This window comes from Pelagibacterium nitratireducens (genome assembly GCF_037044555.1).
In the GTDB taxonomy this organism is placed as follows: domain Bacteria; phylum Pseudomonadota; class Alphaproteobacteria; order Rhizobiales; family Devosiaceae; genus Pelagibacterium; species Pelagibacterium nitratireducens.
On record NZ_CP146275.1, the window covers coordinates 3,432,214 to 3,457,493 of the forward strand.

Sequence of the window (25,280 nt, forward strand, 5' to 3'; positions counted from 1 at the left end):
CCGCCGCGCGCGATAGTGACATGGACAAGCGTCTATCAGAACGCCCACGAATATTCGGAAAAAAGGCGGCTAGACAATTAGCTCGTGGGCAATAAACGCCCGCCACTTTCCTTTGTATTCACTCACCTCCATATTTAGATAGTCATCCCATTGCTGCATTAAATTCCGGCGTCGGTCAAACGCGGTTCCGCGTCGGTACGCGGCTTCTGTCTTGTTTTTGATTGTATGAGCCAATGCCATTTCGGCAATTGTGTCGGGGTGCATCGTTGTTTCCGATACCCAATCCCGAAAAGCCGACCGGAAACCATGCACGGTGAAATTCTGATCATTCATACCGCGCAATATTTCGAGCATCGCCATATTGCTCAATGGACGATTTTTTTTGGAACCGGGAAAGATGTAAGGGTTTTCTTCCATCCTCGGAAGTTTCGAAAGCAATTCGATTGCAGTGTTGGACAGGGGCACCGAATGGGGTTGGCCCGCTTTCATTCGTTCAGCTGGGATATGCCAGACACGTTCGGCAAAATCGATTTCGGACCACTTGGCATTGAGTGTTTCGGACGTGCGTGTTGCGCAAAGTATCGTCAGACGCAGTGCATGTGATGAAAAATCGGACTTGCTGATCAGTTGGGTAAAATATGCTGGCAAGTCTTTCCAATCCATTGCCTTGAAATGCCTTTTGGTGCGGCGGTTCGCTTTGAATATGCGATCTAGGTGCCCTTTCCATTGTGCCGGATTTCTGAACGTTGCCCACTGCTCGGCATAGCGAGGATCGTCTTTGCCCAAGGCATAAGCCCGACCTAACACTGCCTCCATTCGCATCCGGACACGAGATGCTGTTTCGCGGGCACCATCCCAAAGCGTGGCGTCCTTGTATTCTTGCCGCAGCACGTTCACCACGTCGGCAGTGGTGACGTCGAACGGCAGCTTCGATCCAATGACGGGGTAAACGTACCGCTCCAACGTGCTGGACCATTGTGCAGCGTGCTTTTCGTTTTTCCAATCGCCCCGATTTTCGGCAATGAATGCGCGGGCCGCTTCCTCGAAAGTTTCGACTTTTGCCACTGCAATCGGAGGGCTGTTTTCATTTGCGGCATGACGTTCAACTAGTGGATCGCATCCGTTGGCAACTTGCTTGGCCAATTCCGCCACCTGCAATTCGAGTGCCTTCATGGTTGTGGTGTCGATTTCGTCAAAAGGTGCGAGCGTCATGGTTCGCCGCTTGCCCTGCTTGGTTGAATATCGATATGCCCACGAAGCGTTGCCGGATTTGGCGACGACAAGGTAAAGCCCGGCACCTTGTGCCCACATGCCGGGTTCGGCAGCTTGCACGATAGCTCGAATGGCTGGAATGGGTGATTTGCGGCGGGTAGCATTCTTCATGTTGAGCGTCCTTAATTTGGCTAGTCGCCACGCTAAACACTCACCAAGTTGGGCTCACCTATCCATTTAGTAGCTGATCGGGCCTGATTGGTCCTGATCGTCTAAAGTTGTGGATAATCAAAACGGTAGCAACATTCTTGGCCGTTCGCGACGACTTTTGACTGGCCAAATTTAAGGACTCTCTCTCCGCCATTTCCCAAAATCGACGGTGGCTCTTTCGAAAGATTCAGGGCAACTGTGCTCGCCCGTCAGAGATCGAAGGCATCGGCGTTGTTCTCGATGACGATGGGCAGTGATTTGAGCATTTCGCGCAGATGGTGCCGCATGGCCGCCTCCGCGGCGTCGGGAGATCTGTCGGCGATAGCCTGAACCAATATGCGGTGTTGTGACACGATTGTGTCCGCCGGGGTGGCTGACGAAATCGAAAGGTAGCGCACGCGGTCCATCTGCGCCTTGAGATCCTCGATCAGGCGCCAGCCCCGCTCGCAGTCCGCCATGCGGGCAATCTCATGATGAAGCGCATCATCGAGAGCGAGGAACTGGCTGTGATCAGGCAGCACACCGCAGCGCGCCTGGTCCTCCACAAGGTCCCAAAGCGGGCGGACTGCTTCAGCGCTGGCGACTTCCGCGGCGCGGCGCGCGATGGCGACTTCGATTGCTTCGCGCAGAAACCGCGCGTTTTCCACTTCGCGCCGGGAGATCCGCTGGATGAACGTGCCGCGCTGCGGACGGATCTCGACAAGTCCCATGTCCGCCAGCTTGATGAATGCTTCGCGTACCGGCTGGCGCGATACGCCCAACTGGCCCGCCAATTCCACTTCTGATACCGGATAACCGGGGACCAGCCGACCATGGACGATGGCGCGCTTGATCGAGAGAAAGACCCGATGGCCCATCGTCACTTGCCGCACATCGCTTGCGCTGTCGGCAAGACGCTCCAGTTCAAGAACCTCAGCCGTGGTCTTCCTGCTACGACTTGGCAAATTGCTCTCTCCGCATTGGCGATCGATCTGACAGGCAAATGCGTCGCGCTAAGGACATCGGGCCATTGACCGAGCTTAACTACCATACTAGTAGTTTAATTCAAGATGGAACCCTTTCCCCGAGGCGCTGACGATAGTTTCGTACCGCCCGCAAGGTGGATCGGCCAATAGCCATGGGAGACTTGATATGCGGCAGACCTGGCGTTGGTTCGGACCAAGCGACCTCGCAAGAGTCGAGGATATGCTTCAAGCCGGCGTTGAAGGTGTGGTCTCGGCTCTCCACCACATTCCCAATGGCGCCGTATGGACGCCTGCGGAAATCGCGCGTCGGCAAGCACAGATTGCCAGCCGCAGCGACGGCACGCCATCCGGCCTGAAATGGGAGGTGGTGGAAAGCCTGCCTGTTTCCGAAGACGTCAAGAAACAGAAGGGCGACTGGCGCACCCACATTGCCAATTACAAGTCCAGCCTCGAAAACCTTGCCGCCGCCGGCATCGAAACGATCTGCTATAATTTCATGCCGATACTGGATTGGACACGCACCGATCTCAACTGGCGCGTCGCCCATGGCGGCACGTGCATGCGGTTCGACATCATCGATTTCGCAGCCTTCGACATCCACCTGCTGGCGCGGGCCGACGCGGCGTCCGATTATGCCCCCAAAATCGCGGCCAGCGCCCATCAACGGTTCGCCACCATGTCCGAGGCGCGCAAGCTCGAGTTGACAAACAACGTCACCGCGGGCCTGCCCGGCGCGACCGAGCACTTGACGCTCGAGGGCGTGCGTCAGCAATTGGCCGAGTACGATCACATTTCCATCGACCGTCTGCGCGCCCACTTCATCGCCTTTCTCGAAGAAGTGGTGCCCGTGGCCGAACGCCTGGGGATGCGGTTGTGCTGCCATCCCGACGACCCGCCCTTTGCGCTGATGGGCCTGCCGCGCATCATGTCGACGCTCGAGGACTACCTGGCGGTTCTTTCGGCCGTGGACAGCCCAGCCAACGGGGCGACGCTATGCTCGGGTTCATTGGGCGTACGCCCGGACAACGACCTTCTCGCCATGATGAAAGCCCTGGCGCCAAAGGTGCATTTCATCCATCTGCGCAACGTCAGGCGCGACAATGGTGCGATCGCCGGATCGTTCTTTGAGGACGAGCATCTGGCCGGCGACACCGACATGGTTGCACTGATTGCGGCCATCATGACCGAGGAAGCCCGGCGCAAGGCCGAGGGGCGCGCCGACCACCAGATTCCCATGCGGCCCGATCACGGCCAGGACATTCTCGACGATCTGGGCCGCAAGGCGCAGCCAGGCTATCCCACGATTGGAAGGCTCAAGGGTCTGGCCGAATTGCGTGGGGTAATGCGTGCCTTTGGTCATCCCGAACTCGGGCTGAAAGGGACAGGTGCCAATGACTGAACCCCTGCTGCATCCAGACCGCCTGTTCCCCGCAGAACCCTCCGTTCGCGCCATCGCGCGCAATCTTTACGAAACGATCGCGGAGCTGCCCATTGTCAGTCCGCACGGGCACACCGACCCGCAATGGTTTGCCGAAAATGGCGCCTTTGCCGATGCCGCTTCGCTTTTTCTGATTCCCGACCACTACGTGCTGCGCATGTTGCGCTCGCAGAATATCGCCTACGATGCGCTCGCCGTGCCGCGGAAGGATGGCGCGCCGGTGGCCGATGCGCGATCCGCGTGGCGGACGTTCTGCACCAACTGGCCGCTCTTTGCGGGAACACCGTCCGAACTCTGGATCAACCATTCGCTGTCGAGAGAATTTGGCATCGACGCCCCGTTGAGCGCACAGACCGCCGATGCGACCTTCGATCTGATCGGGGCGAGACTGGCCGATGCCGATCTGCGCCCGCTCGCCATTCTCGACCGCGCCAATGTCGAGATGATCGCCACCACCGAATTTGCGCTCGACCCGCTCAATCACCATGCGACGATCAAGGCAAAGGGCCTCGGTGCGCGCATACGCACGACCTATCGACCCGATGATGTGACCGACCCCGAGGCTGCGGACTTCGCAGCCAATCTTGAAACGCTGGCCGAAATCACCGGCGAGGACGTCTCGACATGGTCCGGCATGATCAAGGCGCACGCCACCCGCCGCGCGCACTTCCGCGCCCATGGCGCGACCGCGACCGATCATGGCGTGCCCACAGCGCTCACTGCCGATCTGGGGCCGGCCGAAAGGCAGGCCCTGCTGGACGGCGCGCTGAAGGGCGTGCTCTCCGCCGCCGAAGCCGAGCAGTTCCGTGCCCAGATGCTCACCGAAATGGCCGGGCTTTCGGCCGAGGACGGCATGGTGATGCAGATACACGCCGGATCGCGCCGGGCCACCGACCCGATGCTGCAGGCCGAACGCGGGCGCAACCTGGGTGACGATATCCCCCAGCGTACCGATTTCGTCGGCGGATTGTCGGCCCTTCTTTCGCGGTACGGCAATGCCGAGAATTTCCGGCTGATCGCCTTTACGCTCGATGAAAGCACCTACGCGCGCGAACTGGCGCCCATGGCCGGATACTGGCCGGCGCTGATGGTCGGCCCGCCGTGGTGGTTTCACGACAGCTCCAACGGAATCAGGCGCTATCTCGACGCCATGCATGAGACGGCAGGTTTTGCCAATATGGCCGGCTTTAATGACGACACCCGCGCGCTGCTTTCCATTGCGGCCCGGCACGACGTCTGGCGCCGCGAAGTTGCCGGATTTCTCGCGAAAATGGTTGCCGAGCACAAGATCGGCCAGGCCACGGCGCGCGATCGGGCACGCTGGCTGAGCTATGACGCGGCAAAGGCCGCCTACAGAATTCCATGACCCCGCTTCAGTCACTCTCAGATCTTCCGACAGCCGTTGCAACGCCGCGCTATGATCGCGACGCTGCAGGCGTGGGCATCGTCCATGTCGGGCTCGGCGCCTTCATGCGCGCCCATCTCGCCGTCTATACCGACGACGCATTGGTAGCAGAGGGAGGAGACTGGCGGATCACTGCCATCGGCCTGCGCTCGCGTGACGCAATCGATGTGCTGAATAAACAAAATGGGCTCTATACGCTTCTTGTCCGCGACGCGGAAACGAGCGGTCGAGTGATCGGCAGCATTGCCGATGCCATTCATGCGCCATCGGACCCCGCGGCGGTCCTGGCCGCCCTGGCCGCACCTGGAACCCGCATTGTTTCGATCACCATCACCGAAAAAGGTTACGGCATCGATCCGGCGACCGGGGGGCTGGACGACACCGTTCCCGCCATCGCCGCCGATCTGGCATCGGACCTTTCGGCGCCCCAGAGCGCCGTGGGCCTGATCGTTGCCGGTCTCGAACGGCGTCGGGCGCACGGCGTTGGTCCGTTCACGGCACTAAGCTGCGATAACCTTCCGGAAAACGGCCGCATCCTCAAACGCCTCGTCCTCGATTTCGCCCGCCGCCGCGATGGCGATCTTGCAGATTGGATCGAAGCCAATGCCTGCTTCCCTTCCACAATGGTCGACAGGATCACGCCACCGCAGACCGAAAAGACCCGCACCGATGCCCGGGCACTGACCGGTGCTGACGACCTGGCGGCAATCGAAACCGAACCATTCAGCCAATGGGTCATCGAGGACGATTTCCGCGCTGGCCGGCCGGCCTGGGAAAAGGGCGGCGCGGTGATGGTCAAGGACGTGCATGCTTACGAGCGCATGAAGCTCGTCATGCTCAACGGCACCCATTCCATGCTGGCCTATGCGGGCCATGTGGCGGGACATAGGTTCGTCCGCGACACCATGGCCGATCCTGACCTCAAGCGCCTGATCGACCGTCACATGCAGACGGCCGCCGCCACCCTCGACGCCGTGCCGGGGATCGATCTCGATCAGTACCGTCAGGCCCTGCTGGTGCGGTTCGCCAACCCGGCCATCGATCATCCGACCTACCAGATCGCCATGGATGGCACCCAAAAGCTGCCGACCCGGATTTTCGATGCGACACTTGCCGCGATGACCAGGGGCGCCGATTTTGGAAGCTTCGCCTTCGCCACGGCAGCGTGGATGGCCTATGTCAAAGGCGCGATCGGAGGCGCCTATGCCATCCGCGATCCGCGCGAAGCCGAGCTGCTGTCTGCGGCGAGTTCAGCGCAATTGGCGGACGGTTTGCTCGACGCACTCCTTGCGCTCCCCGGCTTGGTTCCGACCGAGCTAAGGGCTCACGAGACCTTCCGGCAGACGGTCCTGTCGCGGCTGCGCGTGATGCTGGGTAATGGCATGGGCGCTGCCATTGCCAAAGAGGCGGCAGCGCTTTGAAGGCTTATCGCTGCGCCAGTTCGATAACGATGCCGTCCGGATCGAGAACGAAGGCAACCCGGGCGACGATCTCCTTGTTGTACGCTTGGCGGGGTGCCTCGACGATTTCGACGCCGGCAGCGACCAGGCGCGCGAACACCTGATCGATGTCATCGAACCGAAAGGTCAGATGCCGGATGCCCGCCGAGGTGTCAGGCAGGCACGGCGCCGGTGTTGCAACGCCCGGATCGGGGCAGATCAGCTCGAGCTGGCCATTTCCGGTGTCGAGAAACGCCAATTCGCCCTTGCCGTTGGGCATCTGTTTGCGCAGCACCAGATCGAGCCCCAGGAGGTCGCAGTACACCGCAATGCTGGCGTCGAGATCGCTGACCGCCATGCCCACATGCTCAAAGCCCAAAAGCCGCCCGCTCATCGACCGACCGCCAGACCGTCGGCGTCGAACAAGTGCCATTGGCTGCCCCGGGGCGCAATGTGAAGCACGTCGCCGCGCCTGGCCAGGCTTTGCCCGGCTTCGTGGATCAGCACCGGAATGTCGCCCTTGAGCGTGCAGTGAAGATAACTGCTCGCGCCATACTGCTCGGCGACGCCCACGGTGACCGGCCAACCGGCCCCCACTTCCCGGGAAATGACGAAATCTTCAGGCCGAACGCCAAGGGTGACGCGCTCGCGCGCGCCAAGCGAGGGGTTGGTGTCCGGCAGCGGCAAGGGTTGAAGGCCCTCGGCCTCGAACATGATCTGGCCGGTGTCGCTGTGGGACAGGCTGCCTTCGATGAAATTCATGCGCGGCGACCCGATGAACCCGGCCACAAACAGATTGCGCGGGTTGTTGTAGAGATCGAGCGGCGCGCCGACCTGCTCGATCACCCCCTTGCGCAGTACGACGATCTTGTCGGCCATGGTCATGGCCTCGATCTGGTCATGGGTCACATAGATCATGGTATTGCCCAGCCGCTCATGGAGCTTGGTGATCTCGATCCGCATCAAGACGCGCAATTCGGCATCGAGATTGGAGAGCGGTTCGTCGAACAGGAAGATCTTGGGGTCGCGGGTGATGGCGCGCCCGATGGCGACGCGCTGGCGCTGGCCGCCGGACAATTGCTTGGGGCGGCGTTCGAGAAACTGTTCGATCTGCAGCAATTGCGCAGCATCGGACACCCGCCGTTCGATCTCGGGCCTGGCCATCCGGATGTTTTCCAGCCCGAAGCTCAGGTTTTCCCGAACCGTCATATGCGGATAAAGCGCGTAAGACTGGAATACCATGGCCACTCCACGGTCGGCGGCGGGCGTATTGACCACACTGGCGCTGTCGATCCTGATATCGCCATCGCTGACGCCTTCCAGGCCTGCGATCATGCGCAGCAATGTCGATTTCCCGCAGCCCGAAGGGCCGACGAAAACCACGAACTCCCCATCATTGATTTCGAGATCGACGCCCGGGATCACCTCGACGACACCGAACGACTTCTTGAGATTTTCCAGCGTGAGATTGGCCATAAATCGGACCCCTTATTTGATCCCGGTCGAAGCGATGCCACTGGTGATGTAGCGTTGCAGGAAGATGAAGGCGAAAGCGAGCGGCAGGGCCGTAAGCGTGGTCATGGCCAACAGCAGATCGTAGCGGATGCCGTACTCGGTCTGGAACGAAGCCAGCGCCAATTGCAGCGTGTACGATTCCCGTCGGGTCAGAACCACCAGCGGCAGGAGGAAATCGTTCCAGCGCGACAGAATTGAAAAGATCGCAACCACGGCCAGGGCCGGCGCCGACAGCGGCAGAATGATGCGCCAGAAGATACGCCACTCGCTGGCGTGATCCATGCGCGCCGCTTCGATCAACTCGTCGGGAATGGTGAGCATGTATTGCCGCAAAAGAAACACCCCGGTGGGCGTGGCCACGGTGGGCAGGATGACGCCCCATAAATTGCCAACAAGCCCCAGTTGCGCAACGATCATATAGGTCGGCACGAGCACGACCGTGGCCGGGATCATCAAGGTCGCAAGGATGGCGACCAGCGCCATGTTCGACCCCCGAAAGCGGTATTTGGAGAGCGCAAACGCCGCCATCGAGTTCATGATCAGCGTGATGATCGTTGCGACGACGGTTATGAAGAGGCTGTTGAACACATAGCGCCAGATCATCCCGCCGGTGCTCGAGAGCAGGTTGGTATAGTTCTCGCCCGCCAGATAGATCTGGCGCACCGGCTCGGCGTTTTCGACCGGAATGGTCAGCCGCTCCTCGGGATTGGCCGGATCGATCATCTGTGCGTTGATGCCGACGCGGCGCAATTGCGCAAGCCGGACGGTCTCGCCCTCATCGGTCGTCACGTCGAACAATGGCAGCGGATCGTCATAGCCCTCGACGATCACGGTTTCGGCCGCATAGGGCAGAAGCGTTGGCGGGAACTCGGTGAGGTTGGCCGGTGTCTTGAAGGAGGAAACCACCACCCACAACACCGGTGTGAACATGATCACAAGGCCAGCCAGCAAATAGACGTAAGTGAGCCAATCGGTCCAGTCGAGCCTTTTGCGCCCACGCCGCCGTGTGATGAAGGCCCCTATTGATGAGCCTGACTTGACCATGCCGAGATCAGTCATCGGTCCCCCCTCTCGAAATACGCATCTGGATGGCGGTGAAGATCAAGAGCGCCAGCCCCAGAAGCAGCGAGGCTGCGGCGGCGAGCCCGAAATTGCGCGGCTGGCTGGCAAAGCCCACCTCATAAATGTACTGCACCATCAGCATGGTCGCCGAGCCCGGGCCCCCGCCGGTCAGGACGTAGAGCTCGTCGAAGGTTTGCACCGAGCGGATGACGGCAAGGATGAAAACCACGAGCAGCACGGGCTTTAGCAGTGGCAGGGTGATCTTGGTAAACGATCGCCACGGGCTGGCGCTATCCATGCGCGCAGCCTCATAGACATCGCGCGGAATGGCCTGCAGTCCGGCCAGAAGGATGATTGTGTAAAACCCCATATGCGCCCAGACGGTGATGAATACCGACCAGAAAAATGCGGTGTTGGGAAACACCAGCCAGTTGACGGGTGTCAGTCCCACCGCCCCCATCAGGCCGTTGAGGGCACCATTGCGCTGCAGGATCCACTGCCACATCAGCGCAACGACAACCGGAGACAGCATCACGGGGAAAAAGAAGATGCCGCGGAAAAAACCGCGTCCGCGAATGTCGCGATTGAGACAGAGGGCCGTGATCAGCGCCACGCCGATCATGACGGTCACCTGGATGGGCACGAAGACCATAGTGTTGCCCAGGGCGCGCCAGAAAAGATCGCGCGAACAGGTCGATGGATCGAGATAATTTGTGCAATCGAAAAGCGTCGCGTAGTTGGCGCCCCCGATCAGCGTCCGGTCCCAGGGAAAGAGCCGATCGCTGCCGCTGACGGAATAGAAGATATTGATGAACACCGGCAGCAGGGCAAACAGCAGCACCGCCGTCAAATTGGGGATCAGAAAAACCCACGGCATGCGTTTGATGCCGACCAGGCGCTGCACCCCATACATCAACGGCTCGATCACCCGCGCCGGCAATGCTGCGATGGTGCCGGTGGCTGTCGCAAATTGGCTCCGTGCGCTCATCCATCCATCCTTCAATGACCGGGACAAAAGCCGCCCCGCACAGGCGAGACGGCCATTCGCTTGTTAGAGGCCGATCAGCCGCCCGCCTGGATGGCGAGATTGACGTCTTCCTCGATGCGCACGAGCGCCTCATCGACGGTCAATTCATTGTTGAGAACCTGGCTGATGCGGGTGGTCATCGCATTCATCATGGCGCGCTGATAACGCCAGCCCTGGAAACGATAGGCCGCATCATCCATTTTGGGAATCTGGGCAATGAATGTCGCCAAGGCTTCCGATGTGCGCTCGGAGGCCGAGGGATATTCAACGCCGTTCTCGATCTGCGACACAGCGGAAGGAATCTCGACCTCTCTGGAGATATAATAGTCGAGGTTCTCGGGCCGGGCGTAAAAGTCGACCAACTGGCCGGCGATATCGGGATTTTCCGAGTGATTGAAGACGGTCATAGCCCCGCCACCCGGCATCACCGTGCATGAAGACGGACCACAGGGGGCCGGCACCACGGCCCAGTCGAACAGGTCACCGACTTCGGTGTCCATCTGGGCCAGTGTCCACGAGCCGCCGAAATACATCACCGTCGCGGCATTGAGGAAGTCGGAGAACAACTCGCGGTGCGTTGCACCACCGACAGCGCCCCAGAGATCCATGGGCATCGTGCCGTCCTGATGCCAGGCAACGAATTGTTCGATTGCAGCCTTGAGGCCGTCATCGACCACCGGATTGCCCGCTTCGTCGACGAGTTCGGCGCCGTAGCTGATGGCAAGGCTGGCAAAGCGGTGCCCCGAGCGGTCCATTTCCATCGGGAAATCGGTCCCGGTCGCTTCGGCAACCTGGCGTGTGGCTTCGGCCCATTCTTCCCATGTCGCGCCCTCTTCGGGCACAGGCACGCCGGCCTGCTCGAACAGCGTGAGATTGACGTAGCCGCCGTTGACGGTCAGCGTCGTCGGCATGCCGTAAATTGCCGTCGATTCAGTATCGTCGCCGCGCAGCCAGCCAAGGGTCTGACCCCATTCCTGTTCGAAATACTCGGCATCGACGCTGTCTGTAATATCGACATAGAAGCGGCTCAGACCGCCGAGATCGGTAATGACCGCAATATCGGGGCCTTCGCCCGCTTCCAGTTGCACCGGCAGACTTTCGACCAGCGTCTGATAGCTGACCTCCTCGACCACGACGTCGACGCCGGGGTTTTCACTTTCGAACTGCTCGGCCATTTCGGCAAAAATTTCACCACCGGTTCCGGTATCATCAGTCCAGAGCGTGATCGTCTGGCCGACGGCTGTGGTTACGGACGCACTGACCATAAGCAGCGCAAGGGCGGTCGTCGTCGTCAACGTCATTCGTAGCATTGCTTCCTCCTCCTCAGGACGCCATCGCTTGAGATGCGACAGATTTAAAAACCTCTTCTGGTAAGACCAAAATGTCAAGCCTCTGGTTTGACCAGAATTCAACTCGCATCATCGTTTCCGCTCAGGCAAGCGAAAAACAGCGAATTCGTCCATGATTTCCGTGCAAATTGATAAAACGCGATGCCATAATCACGCGGACGGCGGCTCGAAGACCCCCTTGACAGCATAGGTGAATTTCGTTCTGGTTTGACCACAGCGACCATATCGGCCGCGCAATTGGCGGCCAGCCGACGTTCCGGAGGACAGTTTCAAATGCTCAGATTTGCCGCTATCGGCATCGACCACGGCCATATCTTTGATCACGTCAAGGGGCTGATGCGCGCGGGCGCAGAGTTTGTGGGCTACTGCCCCCAGACCTCGATTCCGGGATTGATGGACACTTTCGCCCAAACCTACCCCGACACTCCGCAGATCGATCGCGAGACGCTTCTGGCCGACGAGAGTATCGATATCATCTGCACCGCTGCCATCCCCCGCGACCGTGCCGGTATCGCCATTGCGGCCATGCGGGCCGGCAAGGATGTCATGAGCGACAAACCGGGCGTCACGACGTTCGACCAACTCGATGACATCCGCAAGGCAGTATTGGAAACCAGGAAGATCTTTTCCATCTGCTTTTCCGAACGCCATTGCGTGCGCTCGGCGGTCAAGGCCGGCAAGCTCATCGCCGATGGCGCCATCGGCACGGTGATCCAGACCATCGGCACCGGACCGCACCGGTTGGGCCAGTCGCGCCCCGACTGGTTCTGGAAGCGTGACGCTTTCGGCGGCATCATCGTCGACATCGCCTCGCATCAGATCGACCAGTTCCTGTTTTACACCGGCTCCACCAAAGGCGAAGTCGTGACGTCCCAGGTCGGCAATTTCGCCAATCCCCAGGCGCCCGAGTTCGAGGATTTCGGCGACCTGGTCCTGCGCAGCGACAAGGGCACGGGCTATGTGCGGGTGGACTGGTTCACCCCCGATGGCCTGCCGACCTGGGGTGACGGGCGCCTTACCATCATGGGCACCAAGGGCTACATCGAATTGCGCAAGTACATCGATATCGCCGGCCGCGAGGGTAAGGACCACCTGTTCCTCGTCAACGAAAAGGGCGTCGAACACATCGATTGTTCAAGCGAAGAGCTCGACTATTTCCGCCAGTTCAGCGCCGACGTGCGCGAGCGCACCGAGACGGCCATGTCTCAGGATCACGTCTATGAGGTCTGCCGCCTTTCGCTCGAGGCGCAGACGCGTGCCACCAATATTTCTCCCAAGGCGTAAGGATATATCGACATGACCCGGAAACTGCGCGTCGGCGTGATCGGAGCCGGCATCGCCCAACGGCATCTGGCAGGCTACAACTGGAACAAGGATCTGTTCGAGGTTCCGGTGCTGTGCTCTCTCGATGAGGACCGCGGCCGCAAGGCGGTCGCCGAATTCGGCGTTGGCGCGTTCACCAACGACGTCGATACCCTCTTTGCCCGCGACGACATCGACATCATCGATGTCAGCACTCCGCCTGATTCCCATTTCGAGCTGTCCAAGCGCGCCATAGAGGCCGGCAAGCACGTGATCTGCGAAAAGCCTCTGTTCGGTTCGATCGCCGATGTCGACAGGATGGTCGAGATCGTGTCGAAAACCGATCGAAAGTTCATGCCCATTTTCCAGTATCGTTACGGGTCGGGCCTGCAAAAGCTGAAGCGCCTGATCGCACTCGGCCTGACCGGCAAGCCCTTTCTCACCACCATCGAGACCCATTGGTGGCGCGGGCCGGCCTATTACGACGTGCCCTGGCGCGGAAAGTGGGCGAGCGAGCTGGGGGGCGGGCTGCTGGGCCACGCCATCCACGCCCACGACATGCTCAACTATGTCCACGGCGCCTGCGCGGAAGTCTTTGCCTATGGCGAAACGCTGGTGAACAGGATCGAAGTCGAGGACACCATGGCGCTTTCGGTCAAGATGGCCAATGGCTCTCTTGCGGCGCTGTCCATGACGCTGGGCTCGCGCAAGGAGATTTCCCGCCTCCGCTTCTGTTTCGCCGACATGGTCGCCGAAAGCATTCTCGAGCCCTATACAATGGGCCGCGACCCCTGGGTTTTTACGGCGGGCGATCCCGACCATCAGGCCAAGATTGACTCTGCGCTGGCACAATACGAGGTTGCAGAGGACGGCTACACACGCCAGTTCGAACTCTTCCATGACGCCATCGTCAATGACGGCGAACCGCCTGTAACCCTCGAGGACGCGCGCAATTCGCTGGAACTGGTCACCGCCGCGTATTATTCCCAGCGCACTGGCCAGCCGACGCAGCTTCCTATAACGCCCGATCACCCGCTCTACACATCATGGTTGCCATGAACAGAAAAACCGCCCAGCAAGGAGACGCGACCATCACAGATGATTTCGCCCCGCGTTTGTTCGCTGGACAGCGGCTCTATCAGATCGTCGCGCGCCGCATCGCCCGCATGATCGAAGCCAATGCTGGAAATTCGGGTTGGCACATGCCATCAGAACGCGAACTGGCCGAAGAACTCGAAGTCAGCCGTCCGGTGGTGCGTGAGGCGGTGATCGCGCTCGAAATGCGCGGCATCGTCGAGGTGCGCGGTCGGGCCGGAATCATGGTTCTGCCGGCGCGTTCCGGCCAGATCAATTTCGACCTGGCCGGTGTCGACACCGGCCCTGGCCCCTTTGAACTGCTCGAAGCACGACTGGCGATCGAGTCGAGTGCAGCGGCCCTGGCTGCGGAACGCGCGACCTCATATGACATCATGATGCTCGAGGAATGCATCGCACAGATGGAAAAGGAAACCGAAGTTGTCCTGCTCCAGGAAAAGGGCGACCGCGATTTCCACATGACCATCGCCAAAATGACCAACAATGCCATCATCATATCCATGATCGAGGCCTTGTGGAGCCAGCGCGACGAATCGGTGATGTGGAAAAAGCTGCACGAGCACATCCATGCCGAGAGCGTCCGGCCCTTGTGGATAGGAGACCATCACTCGATCGTCTCCGCCCTGCGCATGCGCCACCCCGATGCCGCCTACAAAGCCATGTCGCGACACATCCGCAATGTGATCAACGAGCTATTGGAAGCTGACGAAAGGGGACGGTTCGCTCCCTGAAGCCCCACAGAGCCGCGGCGCGGGGCATTTTCCATGGCCCGCTCGCTCGATGTCGCCGACAAACGACGATGCCTGTGCGAAAACGCCTTGGATCAAGTCGGGTTTTCACCATCGCGGCCCTTGGGCTTTGCATCGCGGCAACCAATGATGGATGTGCCCGACGCACGTTGATTTTTCGCTTCAAATTTCGAACCCGTCGCGAAATGCGTGCCGATGTCTCTCATATTCTCTCGCTGAAATTCCGGGCACCCCTTCGAACGAACGGGGACGTGTTCACAGGTCTGGCGTAGCCTCCTCAATGAAAAGGGAGCCGGCATTCGAACCACCGGGTGCCCATTGCTTGAGAGACAACCGCGTGAAGAGAACAGCAGTTGCCTTGTCTGTGCTGTCAGGCTTTTTGCCTTTCACAGCATCCGCTGCAGAAGATTGGACAGTCGTGCGTGACGACCGGCAGCAGCTTTCGTGCGTTGCGGAAAGCACCGGCGGAGCGGTTGTTGCCGCGGACGATGCAAGCGTTTTGGGCAGCGCTGGCTGGCCCGCTGCCCGGGAGCGGGAAGCGGCCCAGGACCCCGACCGGATTTTGGCCCGCCCGGCAGGTGCGGCAACGGAACTCACCCTGTCCGATACACCTGGGCAGGATGACGCATGTTTTCTTTATCTGGACGAGCGGACCGCTGCTGGGCGCGCGATCGAGGGCGTCAGGCAATAAATTCCCGGCGCTCGTCATACCAAGGAGGATGCCCATGCGCATCGTGACCACTTTTGCTGCCTGCCTGTCTTTGGCCGCCATACCTGCCCTGGCGGCAGAGCCCGGCGGTACGATGACCGGGACGATCAACGGTGAGAATGTTGAGCTCACCGTCTTTGCCCAGCAGTCGGACTACGGAAATTCGCACATCTCGCTTTACATCATCGGTGATGGACTGAGTGAGCGCGGTCTTGGCGCCATGGGCCTGGGGGCCGAATGGCTGGGCGAGCTCAACGGAGAGTTCTCCCACGCCGAGGCCAGCATGGGCATGCATTCAAACCCCCTGCGCCTCTATTATGGCGACAACGACGAGGGACTGTCGGTGACCCTTGAGAGCTTCATCTATGTGGGCGAATTGTTGGAGATCACCGGTCGGGTTGAGGGGACCCTGACCAATGTGGACAAGGTCGGCCACAGAAACCCCGACCCTGACGATACGCTCAGCATCGATTTGATGTTCGATGCCGTTCTCGAGTGAGGACGGCCACGATGTTTCGCACGTTTTTCCTTATCATCGTTTTGTTTCTCGGCGCCGCGGTTCAGGCCCATGCCCAATCGGGCGATGAAGACTGCCCAACGGCGCCGACGGACCTGCTGGCAGGGCTCGATGGCACATGGTCGGTTCAGCAGGGTGCGGGGGTGATGATCGTTCCGGTCATGGGGGCCATGCCGTTGCCTGCGCATGCACCCTTGCGCCTGACGATGGCCCACGACCCGGCAACCGGCACATCGCAATTGACCGGCAGCGGGCCGGACGAACAGTTGATCATGATTGCGACCCATGAATCGCTGGTCCCGCAAATCCGGGAACTGGTGAGCGCGGCGGACAAGGAAGACCTTCTCAATACCGGGGAAGGCTGCGACTGGTATGCGCTGCCTCTGATGGTCGGGACGAGAACCTATTCGCTTGACGCGCCCGCATCATCTGAAACCGGAACCGTTATTGCGCTGGCTCTTCCGGAGGTCTCGCCGGAATCCGCGCCTATGTTTGCGCCTGTTGCATGTCTGACCAGCCGGGACAAGCAGGGCATTGTTGATTTCCTGGGAGAGAGGAGTCAAGCCGCGTTCGGCGCTCTTGGACGCATAGCGTCTTCTGGAAAACTGTACGTGCAGCATGATGCGGACTGTAACGCCAGCCCGGCCAGTTCCGGCGACATGACCATGACTTTGCTGGTCAAGTTCCAAACCCCTAGTTCCGGCACCGGAATGGTTATCTTCGAAGTCAACCAGAACGGGACACGCGCGATAGCAAAAGCGCCGGTGACAATGAGCCGATAATCCATACGCCAGCACCGCTGCGCCGGCGCCAGGCCCGTTCGCGGTTCGGGCCATGATCCTAAAAGGGAAACAGACAATGCCTCGCCACCTTTCACCCAATCTCGCAATGACAGCGTTGAGCGCGGTGCTTGCCGTGTGCCTTTTGTCCGTGCCCGCTTTGGCGCAAGAAGTCGATGAAATGGTTTTCTGCGAATACTATCCCGATCTGGAAGACCTCATTGGCGAATATACGTTCAGGGCTGGACCGAGCACGCTGGTTTCACGCGATGGCACGGTCGTGCTTCCGGATGTGCAGAGCGGGCAGGTATCGGTTTTCATGCTTGACGGCAGCCTGGTCCTGGTCGGCGATGGCAGGGAACTCGAACTGAGGCCCATGCCCATCGATTATCCGAACGTGGAGATGTATGACGACTTTGGGGATTTGCCCGTCCTGGCCGCCGAGGATATCGGAATTGTCCTCGGTTGCGACGAAACGAGCCTGCGCAGGCTCGCGGGAGATGGGTTCTTCACCTCCCAGGAAGGTATCCAGGCTCCCTTTCAGGCCTATCTGTTTGCGGTTGTCGAGGGGATGCTGACCGGGCGGGTGGCCTGGACCTATGGCGGCATGACGATGCTACAGAATTTCGTCCTGGAAAAAGTCGGTGACTGACCGCAGCGAGATTTCTCTCAGGCAAAGGCCCTCGCTCTTGCGGGCTGCACGGTCGGGCCTGCCCAATCATCGGGGAGCCTGAGGGTAAAGATCGATCCGATACCGGCATGGCTCACAAACTCGAGTGCGCCGCCCAGCAATTGCGCAAGCTGGTGTGAAGTGGACAGTCCCACACCGGTGCCGGGCACGCCCTGAGCGGTGCTGGCGCGGAAAAAGCGGCTGAACAGCTTGGCCTGCTCGTCATGGGGCACGCCGATCCCACGATCCTCGACCGCGAAACGGATCTGTCTGTTTTCAGCCGTCACGCTGACCGATACGGGCTCTGTTTTCGGGGAGTATTTGACGGCATTGGATAAAAGATTGGTCAGGATCTGTTCGGCGAGAACCGGATCGGTGGTCACAGATGGCGGAACGTTGTCTGCGATACTCACGCGTATGGCGCGGCCGGGCGTTTGGGCCAGCTGGCGCGCTTTGACCCGCTCGACAAGCTCGTTTATTGCGCACTGAGCCGGCGTTGCGGTGACCTGCCCCGCCTCAAGCCTGACGACGTCGAGCGTGGCGTCGAGCAGGTTGGTCAGCCCCGCTATTTCAGCGCGAACCTGACTTGCCCTTCGGTCGATTTCGCTGCGTGGCATGGCCTTTCCGCTGCGCAGCACGCGTTGCATTGCCGAATCGATCACCGCGAGCGGCGTCCGGAACTGATGGGAAACCAGAGCCACAAAGCCGCGATAAAGTTCCGCTGTCTCGCGCTCGCGCGACAGGAACTGCCCGACGCGCTGGCGCTCGGCCATGGCACGCAGCAAGGTGAGCGAGAGGAAGATTCCCAACACAATGATCGCCACGATTGAAATGATGACCTGGCCGATGGCCGCGCGCTGGCGGTCCACGCGCGCGCCGGTGGCTTCCCATTGCCTCACCATGGATTGGTTGCCGGCGCGCCCCAGGCCCTCGATGAGCGGAGCCAGGGTTTCGTGAATGGCGATCGCCGTTTCGGCGTCCCCAAAGGACAGACCGAGTATGCGCGGTTCAAGCGCCCTCGTCTCGCGGGCCGCAGCTTCAATTTCATCAGCGAGGCCCAATTCGCCCATATAGCGCAGTTGCGGCCCCTCCGAGAGCAGGGTCAGCCTGCTGAGCACCACATTGTAGCGCCTTTCGACCTCTGCATCGGTCTGCGGGAGGCTCGTCTGGCGCGAAACGGCGGAATCGAGCAGGAGCGCCGCCGACTGGGCGCGCGATATCGCCCAGAGCATGTTGTCCCCTTCGTTCCGACGCATTTCCGCTTCGGTCTCGGCCAGCCGAAGCAAGGCAAATGCGAGAAGAATGGCAAACGCGACGATGGCAACCCCGGCTACCGCATAGGCCACGAGGTCGCGCCGCCGGGTCATTTCACGTCCAGCTCGAGGAGCTGCCAGACCCAGCGATAGTCATAGCGAATGTCCTGCAACTCGGCATGGTCATCGCGCGGATAGACGATCCAGAGCGGCCCCTTGTCGCTGGGCAGAAGGGCCTCGCCATCCATGTGGGTGGCGACGAGAACGTCAAACTGCTCGAAATCGTCCATCGGGATGTCGATGACATAATCGTTGAGCGCCGTGGCGGTCACCACCTCTCCTTGCGCTCCGACGCTTTCGAGCAGGTCGCGCATGAGAAAGCCATCGAACCGCTTTGTGCCATCGGTCACAACAGTGCTCGTTTCAAGAACTGTCGCAGGGAGAGTGGTGAGCATGGCCCGGTCAAAAACCGCCATGTCATCGCGATTGGTCCGCGATATATTGCCGGTCATCGTGAGGACGATCTCGCCCTCGGGTGCGGCCAGTGTTTCGTCTTGCGCCCAGGCTGACGAGGGGGCCAGGGAAAACACAGATATAGCGCATGCTGCCCGCAGTATCGCCAGCGCCGTTTGTCTTACCGGTGCCGCCAAGGCTGGCCGGTCGTTGTGATAGATATCGGCAAGACTATTTTGCACCATCGAGCCGCCCTCTGTTTCCTCAATGAATTTACATCAGGAAACCAGACATATGGCCTTCTGTCCACGCGAGGGTGCTGGAGGGGCGTTTTCGATGCGCCCCTTCCATGGATCAGGCCGGCGCGGTTGCCGGGTCACTCGCCCGCGGCGGCTGATAATTTTGCGCCTTTTCCTTGATCGTTCTGAATTTGCGCGAGAGGTTTTCGAGCTTTGCTTCCCATGCCGGATCGGGGAGCTGGCCTTCGATGGTCCGGAAATAGACGTCCATCATGCAGGTGATGGCGAAAGGTTCAAGCAGCGCGGCCTTGACGGCCCATGCGAACAGCAGCGCGAAGACCACACCGCCTGCCGACCAGGCGCCGGGAATGAGATAGACGGCCAGTGCCGCCGGCGCCAGCATCACCAGGAAAACGAGGAAGGAAAGCCCATAGACGATAAGGGCGAGCCAAGCGGCATTTTTGAGCATGGGTTTGTAGTTCTGGGCATAAAGGACCAGCCCTGTCTGGGCGGACGCCCAGGCATTGGTGGAACCGGTGCGAATGGCGTAGGCGAGGATCACTTCATCGATAAAGCCGACCGCGATCCTCAGAAATGCCTGAAGGACCGAGACCAGTTGCTGGGCACCCGGGATGGGCAGGATGCTGACAATGCCGCGGACCAGTCCGGTGATGGCACGCAGCACGCCTTTGATGAGTTGATCGACCCCGAAAAGCACGCTTGCCTGTGCAAACCGTTGAGAGACCTCCTCGCGCGCATAAGCGATCTGCGAGCGGCCCTGGGGCATCTGCTGGCCGTCAAGCAGCTTGATCAACACGGCGATATGACCTGCCTTGACGATATAGAGGATATATTCGCGCAGCAGGTACATGATTGCAGCCGTGAGGCCGAAGCCGATAAGACCACCCCAAAAGGTCGTGCCGGCCCTGAACCCTTCATCGCCGAAGCCGCCAATGCCCCAGCCGATTCCGGCCCCGGTTCCAGTCGCCAGAACATAGGCGACCGCCACGCCGAAATAGACAGCCACGCGCAGCAATACAAACGGCAGCGTCTTGAGCATCAGCCCCAAGGCGCGCCCGACCGAGAAATCCCACATGTGCCCTGACTCCGCTTCCGGTTTGATCCGGCCATCACCCTAGTGTGTCGAACTTGGATCGTCCCCGTTCGTTTGCAGGGGGAGCAAGGGTTGGAATTGAACTAGAGTTGGTGTGAACTGATCTTGGGCATGATCCTTTGCCGGCAGGGAGGCTATCGCAATTGATCGAATCCGCGAGCAGGGTGAAAAAAGCCATCTTGTGCATCGAAGACGAGGATCACTTGCGACAGGACCTCATCGAGGAGCTGTCGGCCGCGGGGTATGCGGCGTTCGGGGCGTCCGACGGGCGTGAGGCCCTGGCCGTGCTCGAATCAAGAAAGCCTGACCTCATCCTGTGCGATATTTCGATGCCGCACCTCGATGGGTTTACGTTTCTTGATACGGTTCGCGCCAATCGCCCAGACCTGGCCGATGTGCCGCTGGTCTTTCTGACGGCCCTCGACCAACGCCAATCGGTCATAGCCGGAAAGCTGGCCGGTGCGGACGACTATCTGGTCAAACCCATCGACTACGATCTCTTGCTCGCCACGATCAAGGCCCGCCTCGGGCAGGTCGAGCGCATGGACCAAAAGGCCGAGCGCAACATTGCGGCGCTGCGCAAGGCCCTGAGCAGTCCGGCAGCGGAGCGGCGTTCGGGAATCGAACGCATCCTCGATATGTTGTCGTTCGGCGTGGTCGTCGCATCTCGGTCCCGGATCACCTTCGTAAATCGGGCGGCCATGGAGATGGAGGATCCCAACGATAGCCTCATCGCCGGCGGGGCGCTTCGGGCCGGCTCGGCGGTGCTCAATACGGAGCTGAAAGCCCTTGTTGAAACCGCGTGTGCCGCAGCAGCGGGTGGAGAGGACTTTCTTGCGAGCCATTGTGTCTCACGGCAATCGAGCCCGCAGGACCTTCTCTTGACCGTCTGTTCTCTTCCCGAACCGGGTCCTCCCGGTTCACCGGAGCACCTTGCCGTCATCTTCATCTCCGACCCCAGCCGTCGGCCGGACGTGTCCAATGTTGTGTTGGCCGATCTTTTCGGATTGACCCCGACCGAGGCCGAGGTCGCCCGGGCCCTGGCCAGCGGGCGACGGACCGACGAGATCGCCAGAGATATGGCGATCTCGGCAACCACTGTGGCGTTTCATCTGCGGAACCTGTTTGACAAGACGGGGACCCGCCGCCAGGCCGATCTTGTCGCACTGATCCTTACCGGCCTTGCTTCGATCGGCCCGGCCCAAGTGCCCAGCCGAGCAGCCGTCTAATGGGAGTGTGGCCCAGCATAGCTGCACTTGCCGTGGCGATGGTGGCTCTGCCAGCGACGGCAATGGCACAGAACTGGCACAGCGCATACACCGATCTCAATCTGGAGCGTTGCGCGATTGTGCAGCAGGCAAGCCTCTCAACCGATTTTGCCTGCGCCGGGTGGGACGGTTTCCCCGTTCTGGTGCGATACGGAGAGCATCGGGTCTTTGTTTCCTACGGGTCCGACGCCAGGGACGAGATGGTTTGGCAGCAAAGTGTGCCGAGCATAAACCAGACGGGAGAAACCCTTGAATGGTTGCTCACTGACGGGCAGCGCCCGGTGGCAACGATCCTGCGCTACTTCATCGACCGCAGCGAGATCGGGGGGCCTGACGAACAGGTGCTCGTTGTCACCAAGATTGAGCGGGGCAATACCTGCCACCTCGCCTATATCGACGCCCGCCGAAACACCGAGGCAAACCAAATGGCCCGCGAGACCGCCCGCGACCTTGTCCCCGGTTGGGATTGCGAGACGATGCCGGCGAGGCCTGTCGGCATCATGGGTGTCACCGGCTTTTCTCAAGCTCGGTGATCCGCACACCCGGTTCTCTTTGGCTGCGTGGGCGGGCCTGAATTGGGCCTCTCGTGCTCAAAGGATTTTTTATGCGCACCGCCCCGATTCTGACGAACCGAAACGTCGATCCTGTACTGCAGGAAAAGAGCGGGACGGCGTCAGATGACTTGTGGAGGAGATTGACCGGTTGCCGGCTTTCAGGTGTCAGTAATGATGGGCAGGCTCAGCCAAGGGACAGTCTTTTGGGTGGTTTGCCCAATTGATTTCCACAGTGGCATGGCCGATGTCGTAGCGTTGGGCGAGGGTCTTTTTCACGCGCTCTGAAATCGTGCGGTAGTCGGCTCCGGGCTTGAGCGAGACTTCCATGGTCGCGGCGGGCTTGCCCGAGGTGATCGACCAGACGTGGACGTGAGAGACATCCTCGATGTCTTGTACCGTTTCGAGCACATGGGCGCGCAGCGCGTCGATCTCGATGTTGCCCGGTGTTCCTTCCATAAGGATTTGAACGGCATTGCGCAAAAGCGCCCAGGCGGCGCGCAGGATCAGGACCGAGAGCAGTACCGACAGGATCGGATCGATCGGCGTCCAGCCGGTGAAATAGATCACCGCCGCTGCAACGATGGCGGCAACCGAGCCCAGCAGATCGCCAAGGACGTGCAGCAGGGCGCCGCGAATGTTGACGTGGTTGGTGTCGCCCTGACGGAGCATGAAAAAGACGGCAATATTGACCACCAGCCCGAGCACGGCGACCACCATCATGGGCCCGGCCAGAATCGGGTGAGGCATGAACAGGCGCTGGATGGCCTCGTAGGTGATCCATACAACCAGCGCAAAGAGCGTTATGGCGTTGACGAAACCGGCAAGCACCTCGAGACGCATATAGCCGAAAGTGCGCTTTGAATCCGAAAGCTTGCGGCCGAACCTGAACCCCGCCCAGGCGAGCGCCAATGCCGCCGCATCGGTCAGCATGTGCCCGGCATCGGCCACCAGCGCCAATGAGCCCGACAGGATGCCACCGATCAGTTCAGCCACCATGAAGCCGGCGGTCAAAGCGAATCCGGCAAGGACCACGCGTTCATTATTCTCGCCGACCTGGGGCGCATGGCTGTGGTGCCCATCGCCATGGTGATGGCCGGCGTGATCGTGGCTGTGGTTTGCGTCGCTGTGGTTGCTGGTCATCGCCTGTCAAATTTCCGGTAAGGTCATTTGTTCCAACATATAAATATATATTCATTTGTAAATATGAAATGCGCCGTCCGCGCCTGAGAATTTCTGAGACTTGACGCGTGGTCAACGCTCTGCTCTCATAACAGAACAATGATATGTATTACATAACTATGTATCATTGAACAAAGGGAGCATCGTTATGAAGACTTTTCTCAAGGCAGCGGCCATCGCTGCCCTGGCCGGTATCTCATTGCCAAGTTTTGCGCTCGCGCAGACCGAAGGTGGCACGATCGACGTGGCCACCATTGGCGAGCCGCCAACCCTCGACCCCATGACATCGACCGCCGATCTGGTCGGCATCATCACCCAGCACATGTTTGAAACGCTCTATACGTTCGACGCCAACTGGGCCGTTGTGCCGCTGCTGGCGGCGGACATGCCCGAGATTTCCGAAGACGGCACGGTCTATACCATCGCGTTGCGCGAAGGCGTGACGTTCCATGACGGCTCGGACATGACCGCCGAGGACGTTGTCGCATCGCTCGAGCGCTGGCTGCGCATTGCAAGCCGCGGCATGCAGACAGCGGAGACCGTCGAGAGCGTCGAGGCCGTGGACGATTACACAGTGCAGATCACGCTGAGCGGGTCCTATGCGCCGCTTTTGTCCCTGTTGTCGCTCAACAATTCGGCGGCCATTGTCATTCCGTCCGAAATCGCCGGCGAAGACGTCATGGACGATTTCGTCGGCACCGGCCCCTATCAGTTGGCCGAACGCCGCCCGGATCAATATATCCAGCTTACCCGGTTCGACGACTACGCATCGCGTGACGAAGAGTCCAATGGCTATGGCGGCGGGCGTCATCAGTATCTCGATGAAATCCGGTTCGTTCCCGTCCCCGATCCCAACACCCGTATCGAGGGCGCTGTTGCGGGTCAGTTCGATTATGTCGATTCCATCGCCGTGGAAGCCTATGACCGCATCGCTTCTGGCAATACCGAGCCGGTGATGCTGGCCCCCTTCGGCTGGCCGGTGTTCGTCATGAACACCGCCCAAGGCGTCAATTCCGATATCGCAGTGCGCAAGGCCATCCAGGCGGCGCTTGCGCCGCAGGACATGCTGTTGGCCGCGTTCGGGTCGGAGGATTTCTTTACCGCCGACGGGGCGATGTATCCTGAAGGCTATGTCTGGCATACCGAGGCGGGCACCGAACCCTACAAGCCCATGGGCGACACGGAACTGGCCATCGAGCTTCTCGAAGATTCGTCCTATGACGGTTCGCCGCTGCGGATCCTGACCTCGCGCCAGTACGAGTTCCATTACACGATGGCCCAGGTGGCCGAAGCCTATCTCGAAGCGGCCGGGTTCGATGTGCAACTCGATGTCGTGGAATGGGCAACGCTGACCCAGAGGCGCACCGATCCGGCGCTGTGGGACATCTACATCACCCACTCGCCCTTCCTGCCCGAACCATCGCTGACCGGCATCATGTCGGACTCCTCGCCCGGCTGGTGGGTGTCCGACGCCAAGCATGAAGCGCTGGGCGCTTTCAACGCCGAGGCCGATCCCGATGCCCGTGTTGAACTCTGGGCGGCGGTGCAGGAAGCGATCTACGAGGAAGTGCCAGCCTTCAAGGTCGGCAATTTCAATGCGGTTGCTGCCCAATCGCCTGCCCTCGAGGGCATGAACCCGGCGCCATGGCCCTATTTCTGGAACGCCTGGCTCGAACAATAAGCAATCCTCCCACGGGTGCCGGCTTTGCCTGTCCTCCTGACAAAGGCGGCGCCCGGGGAGATCTCGAAGGGAGGGACGGCCAGCGATGTCCCATTG

24 protein-coding genes are annotated in these 25,280 nt (G+C 60.3%); 13 read left to right on the forward strand and 11 right to left on the reverse strand.

The annotated features are described in order from the left end of the window. Positions 1-69: 69 nt before the first annotated feature. Positions 70-1,383 (reverse strand): tyrosine-type recombinase/integrase, encoded by a 1,314-nt coding sequence (locus tag V6617_RS16855; RefSeq protein ID WP_338608078.1) that lies wholly within the window; start codon positions 1,381-1,383, stop codon positions 70-72. Positions 1,384-1,631: 248 nt separating this feature from the next. After that, the gene (locus tag V6617_RS16860; protein WP_338608079.1) at positions 1,632-2,366 is read right to left on the reverse strand and encodes a GntR family transcriptional regulator; all 735 of its coding nucleotides are present in this window, start codon (positions 2,364-2,366) and stop codon (positions 1,632-1,634) included. Between the two features lie 187 nt (positions 2,367-2,553). Here V6617_RS16860 and uxuA point away from each other — a divergent pair, with 187 nt between their 5' ends. Genes uxuA through V6617_RS16875 form a run of 3 tightly spaced genes read left to right on the forward strand, consistent with a single transcriptional unit; the run spans position 2,554 to position 6,651 of the window. Next, the gene (gene uxuA / locus V6617_RS16865) at positions 2,554-3,786 is read left to right on the forward strand and encodes a mannonate dehydratase (protein WP_338608080.1); all 1,233 of its coding nucleotides are present in this window, start codon (positions 2,554-2,556) and stop codon (positions 3,784-3,786) included. Further along, complete coding sequence (uxaC, locus tag V6617_RS16870) at positions 3,779-5,191, forward strand: glucuronate isomerase (RefSeq protein WP_338608081.1); 1,413 nt, start codon at positions 3,779-3,781, stop codon at positions 5,189-5,191. Before uxuA ends, uxaC begins: the two co-directional genes overlap by 8 nt. Beyond that, the gene (locus tag V6617_RS16875; RefSeq protein ID WP_338608082.1) at positions 5,188-6,651 is read left to right on the forward strand and encodes a mannitol dehydrogenase family protein; all 1,464 of its coding nucleotides are present in this window, start codon (positions 5,188-5,190) and stop codon (positions 6,649-6,651) included. The genes uxaC and V6617_RS16875 overlap by 4 nt, the downstream gene beginning before the upstream one ends. Positions 6,652-6,655: 4 nt before the next feature. On the opposite strand, the gene V6617_RS16880 is transcribed toward V6617_RS16875, so the two are convergent. The 5 genes from V6617_RS16880 to V6617_RS16900 form a co-directional block, all read right to left on the reverse strand. After that, positions 6,656-7,063 (reverse strand): VOC family protein, encoded by a 408-nt coding sequence (locus V6617_RS16880; RefSeq protein ID WP_338608083.1) that lies wholly within the window; start codon positions 7,061-7,063, stop codon positions 6,656-6,658. Further along, a complete protein-coding gene (locus V6617_RS16885) occupies positions 7,060-8,145 on the reverse strand; it encodes a sn-glycerol-3-phosphate ABC transporter ATP-binding protein UgpC (RefSeq protein WP_338608084.1) in 1,086 nt (361 codons plus the stop codon). Before V6617_RS16885 ends, V6617_RS16880 begins: the two co-directional genes overlap by 4 nt. Before the next feature lie 12 nt (positions 8,146-8,157). Continuing rightward, on the reverse strand, positions 8,158-9,243 hold the full coding sequence (locus V6617_RS16890; protein WP_338608085.1) for a carbohydrate ABC transporter permease: 1,086 nt from the start codon (positions 9,241-9,243) through the stop codon (positions 8,158-8,160). Beyond that, positions 9,236-10,234 (reverse strand): carbohydrate ABC transporter permease, encoded by a 999-nt coding sequence (locus V6617_RS16895; protein WP_422394791.1) that lies wholly within the window; start codon positions 10,232-10,234, stop codon positions 9,236-9,238. Before V6617_RS16895 ends, V6617_RS16890 begins: the two co-directional genes overlap by 8 nt. 74 nt (positions 10,235-10,308) lie before the next feature. Continuing rightward, positions 10,309-11,583 carry an ABC transporter substrate-binding protein gene (locus V6617_RS16900; protein WP_338608086.1) on the reverse strand — a complete coding sequence of 425 codons (1,275 nt, stop codon included), beginning with the start codon at positions 11,581-11,583 and terminating at the stop codon, positions 10,309-10,311. 312 nt (positions 11,584-11,895) lie between these two features. On the opposite strand from V6617_RS16900, the gene V6617_RS16905 reads away from it, so the two are divergent. The 7 genes from V6617_RS16905 to V6617_RS16935 all read left to right on the forward strand — a co-directional run bounded on the left by V6617_RS16905 (position 11,896) and on the right by V6617_RS16935 (position 17,425). Further along, positions 11,896-12,906 carry a Gfo/Idh/MocA family oxidoreductase gene (locus V6617_RS16905; RefSeq protein WP_338608087.1) on the forward strand — a complete coding sequence of 337 codons (1,011 nt, stop codon included), beginning with the start codon at positions 11,896-11,898 and terminating at the stop codon, positions 12,904-12,906. Between the two features lie 12 nt (positions 12,907-12,918). Then, a complete protein-coding gene (locus V6617_RS16910) occupies positions 12,919-13,983 on the forward strand; it encodes a Gfo/Idh/MocA family oxidoreductase (RefSeq protein WP_338608088.1) in 1,065 nt (354 codons plus the stop codon). Further along, complete coding sequence (locus V6617_RS16915; protein ID WP_338608089.1) at positions 13,980-14,750, forward strand: FadR/GntR family transcriptional regulator; 771 nt, start codon at positions 13,980-13,982, stop codon at positions 14,748-14,750. Before V6617_RS16910 ends, V6617_RS16915 begins: the two co-directional genes overlap by 4 nt. A 355-nt stretch (positions 14,751-15,105) precedes the next feature. Then, positions 15,106-15,459, forward strand: a complete 354-nt coding sequence (locus V6617_RS16920; protein WP_338608090.1) for a hypothetical protein — start codon at positions 15,106-15,108, stop codon at positions 15,457-15,459. A 34-nt stretch (positions 15,460-15,493) separates the two neighbouring features. Beyond that, positions 15,494-15,976, forward strand: a complete 483-nt coding sequence (locus tag V6617_RS16925) for a hypothetical protein (RefSeq protein ID WP_338608091.1) — start codon at positions 15,494-15,496, stop codon at positions 15,974-15,976. Positions 15,977-15,987: 11 nt separating this feature from the next. After that, positions 15,988-16,776 (forward strand): hypothetical protein, encoded by a 789-nt coding sequence (locus tag V6617_RS16930; RefSeq protein ID WP_338608092.1) that lies wholly within the window; start codon positions 15,988-15,990, stop codon positions 16,774-16,776. A 76-nt stretch (positions 16,777-16,852) separates the two neighbouring features. Continuing rightward, positions 16,853-17,425, forward strand: coding sequence for a hypothetical protein (locus V6617_RS16935; RefSeq protein WP_338608093.1), 573 nt, complete (start codon positions 16,853-16,855; stop codon positions 17,423-17,425). A gap of 17 nt (positions 17,426-17,442) precedes the next feature. Here the strand turns inward: V6617_RS16935 and V6617_RS16940 are convergent, their stop codons facing one another. From V6617_RS16940 to V6617_RS16950, 3 genes are all read right to left on the reverse strand, one after another. Then, entirely contained in the window at positions 17,443-18,810 is a 1,368-nt protein-coding gene (locus V6617_RS16940) for a HAMP domain-containing sensor histidine kinase (protein WP_338608094.1), read from the reverse strand. Further along, on the reverse strand, positions 18,807-19,394 hold the full coding sequence (locus V6617_RS16945) for a molybdopterin-dependent oxidoreductase (protein WP_338608095.1): 588 nt from the start codon (positions 19,392-19,394) through the stop codon (positions 18,807-18,809). Before V6617_RS16945 ends, V6617_RS16940 begins: the two co-directional genes overlap by 4 nt. A 109-nt stretch (positions 19,395-19,503) precedes the next feature. Beyond that, positions 19,504-20,484 (reverse strand): hypothetical protein, encoded by a 981-nt coding sequence (locus V6617_RS16950; protein ID WP_338608096.1) that lies wholly within the window; start codon positions 20,482-20,484, stop codon positions 19,504-19,506. A 161-nt stretch (positions 20,485-20,645) separates the two neighbouring features. On the opposite strand from V6617_RS16950, the gene V6617_RS16955 reads away from it, so the two are divergent. Then, entirely contained in the window at positions 20,646-21,731 is a 1,086-nt protein-coding gene (locus V6617_RS16955; RefSeq protein WP_338608097.1) for a response regulator, read from the forward strand. Beyond that, a complete protein-coding gene (locus V6617_RS16960) occupies positions 21,731-22,303 on the forward strand; it encodes a hypothetical protein (protein ID WP_338608098.1) in 573 nt (190 codons plus the stop codon). The genes V6617_RS16955 and V6617_RS16960 overlap by 1 nt, the downstream gene beginning before the upstream one ends. Before the next feature lie 186 nt (positions 22,304-22,489). On the opposite strand, the gene V6617_RS16965 is transcribed toward V6617_RS16960, so the two are convergent. Next, the gene (locus tag V6617_RS16965; protein WP_338608099.1) at positions 22,490-23,464 is read right to left on the reverse strand and encodes a cation diffusion facilitator family transporter; all 975 of its coding nucleotides are present in this window, start codon (positions 23,462-23,464) and stop codon (positions 22,490-22,492) included. A 187-nt stretch (positions 23,465-23,651) separates the two neighbouring features. Here V6617_RS16965 and V6617_RS16970 point away from each other — a divergent pair, with 187 nt between their 5' ends. Next, positions 23,652-25,184 (forward strand): ABC transporter substrate-binding protein, encoded by a 1,533-nt coding sequence (locus V6617_RS16970; protein WP_338608100.1) that lies wholly within the window; start codon positions 23,652-23,654, stop codon positions 25,182-25,184. Positions 25,185-25,280 lie beyond the last annotated feature (96 nt).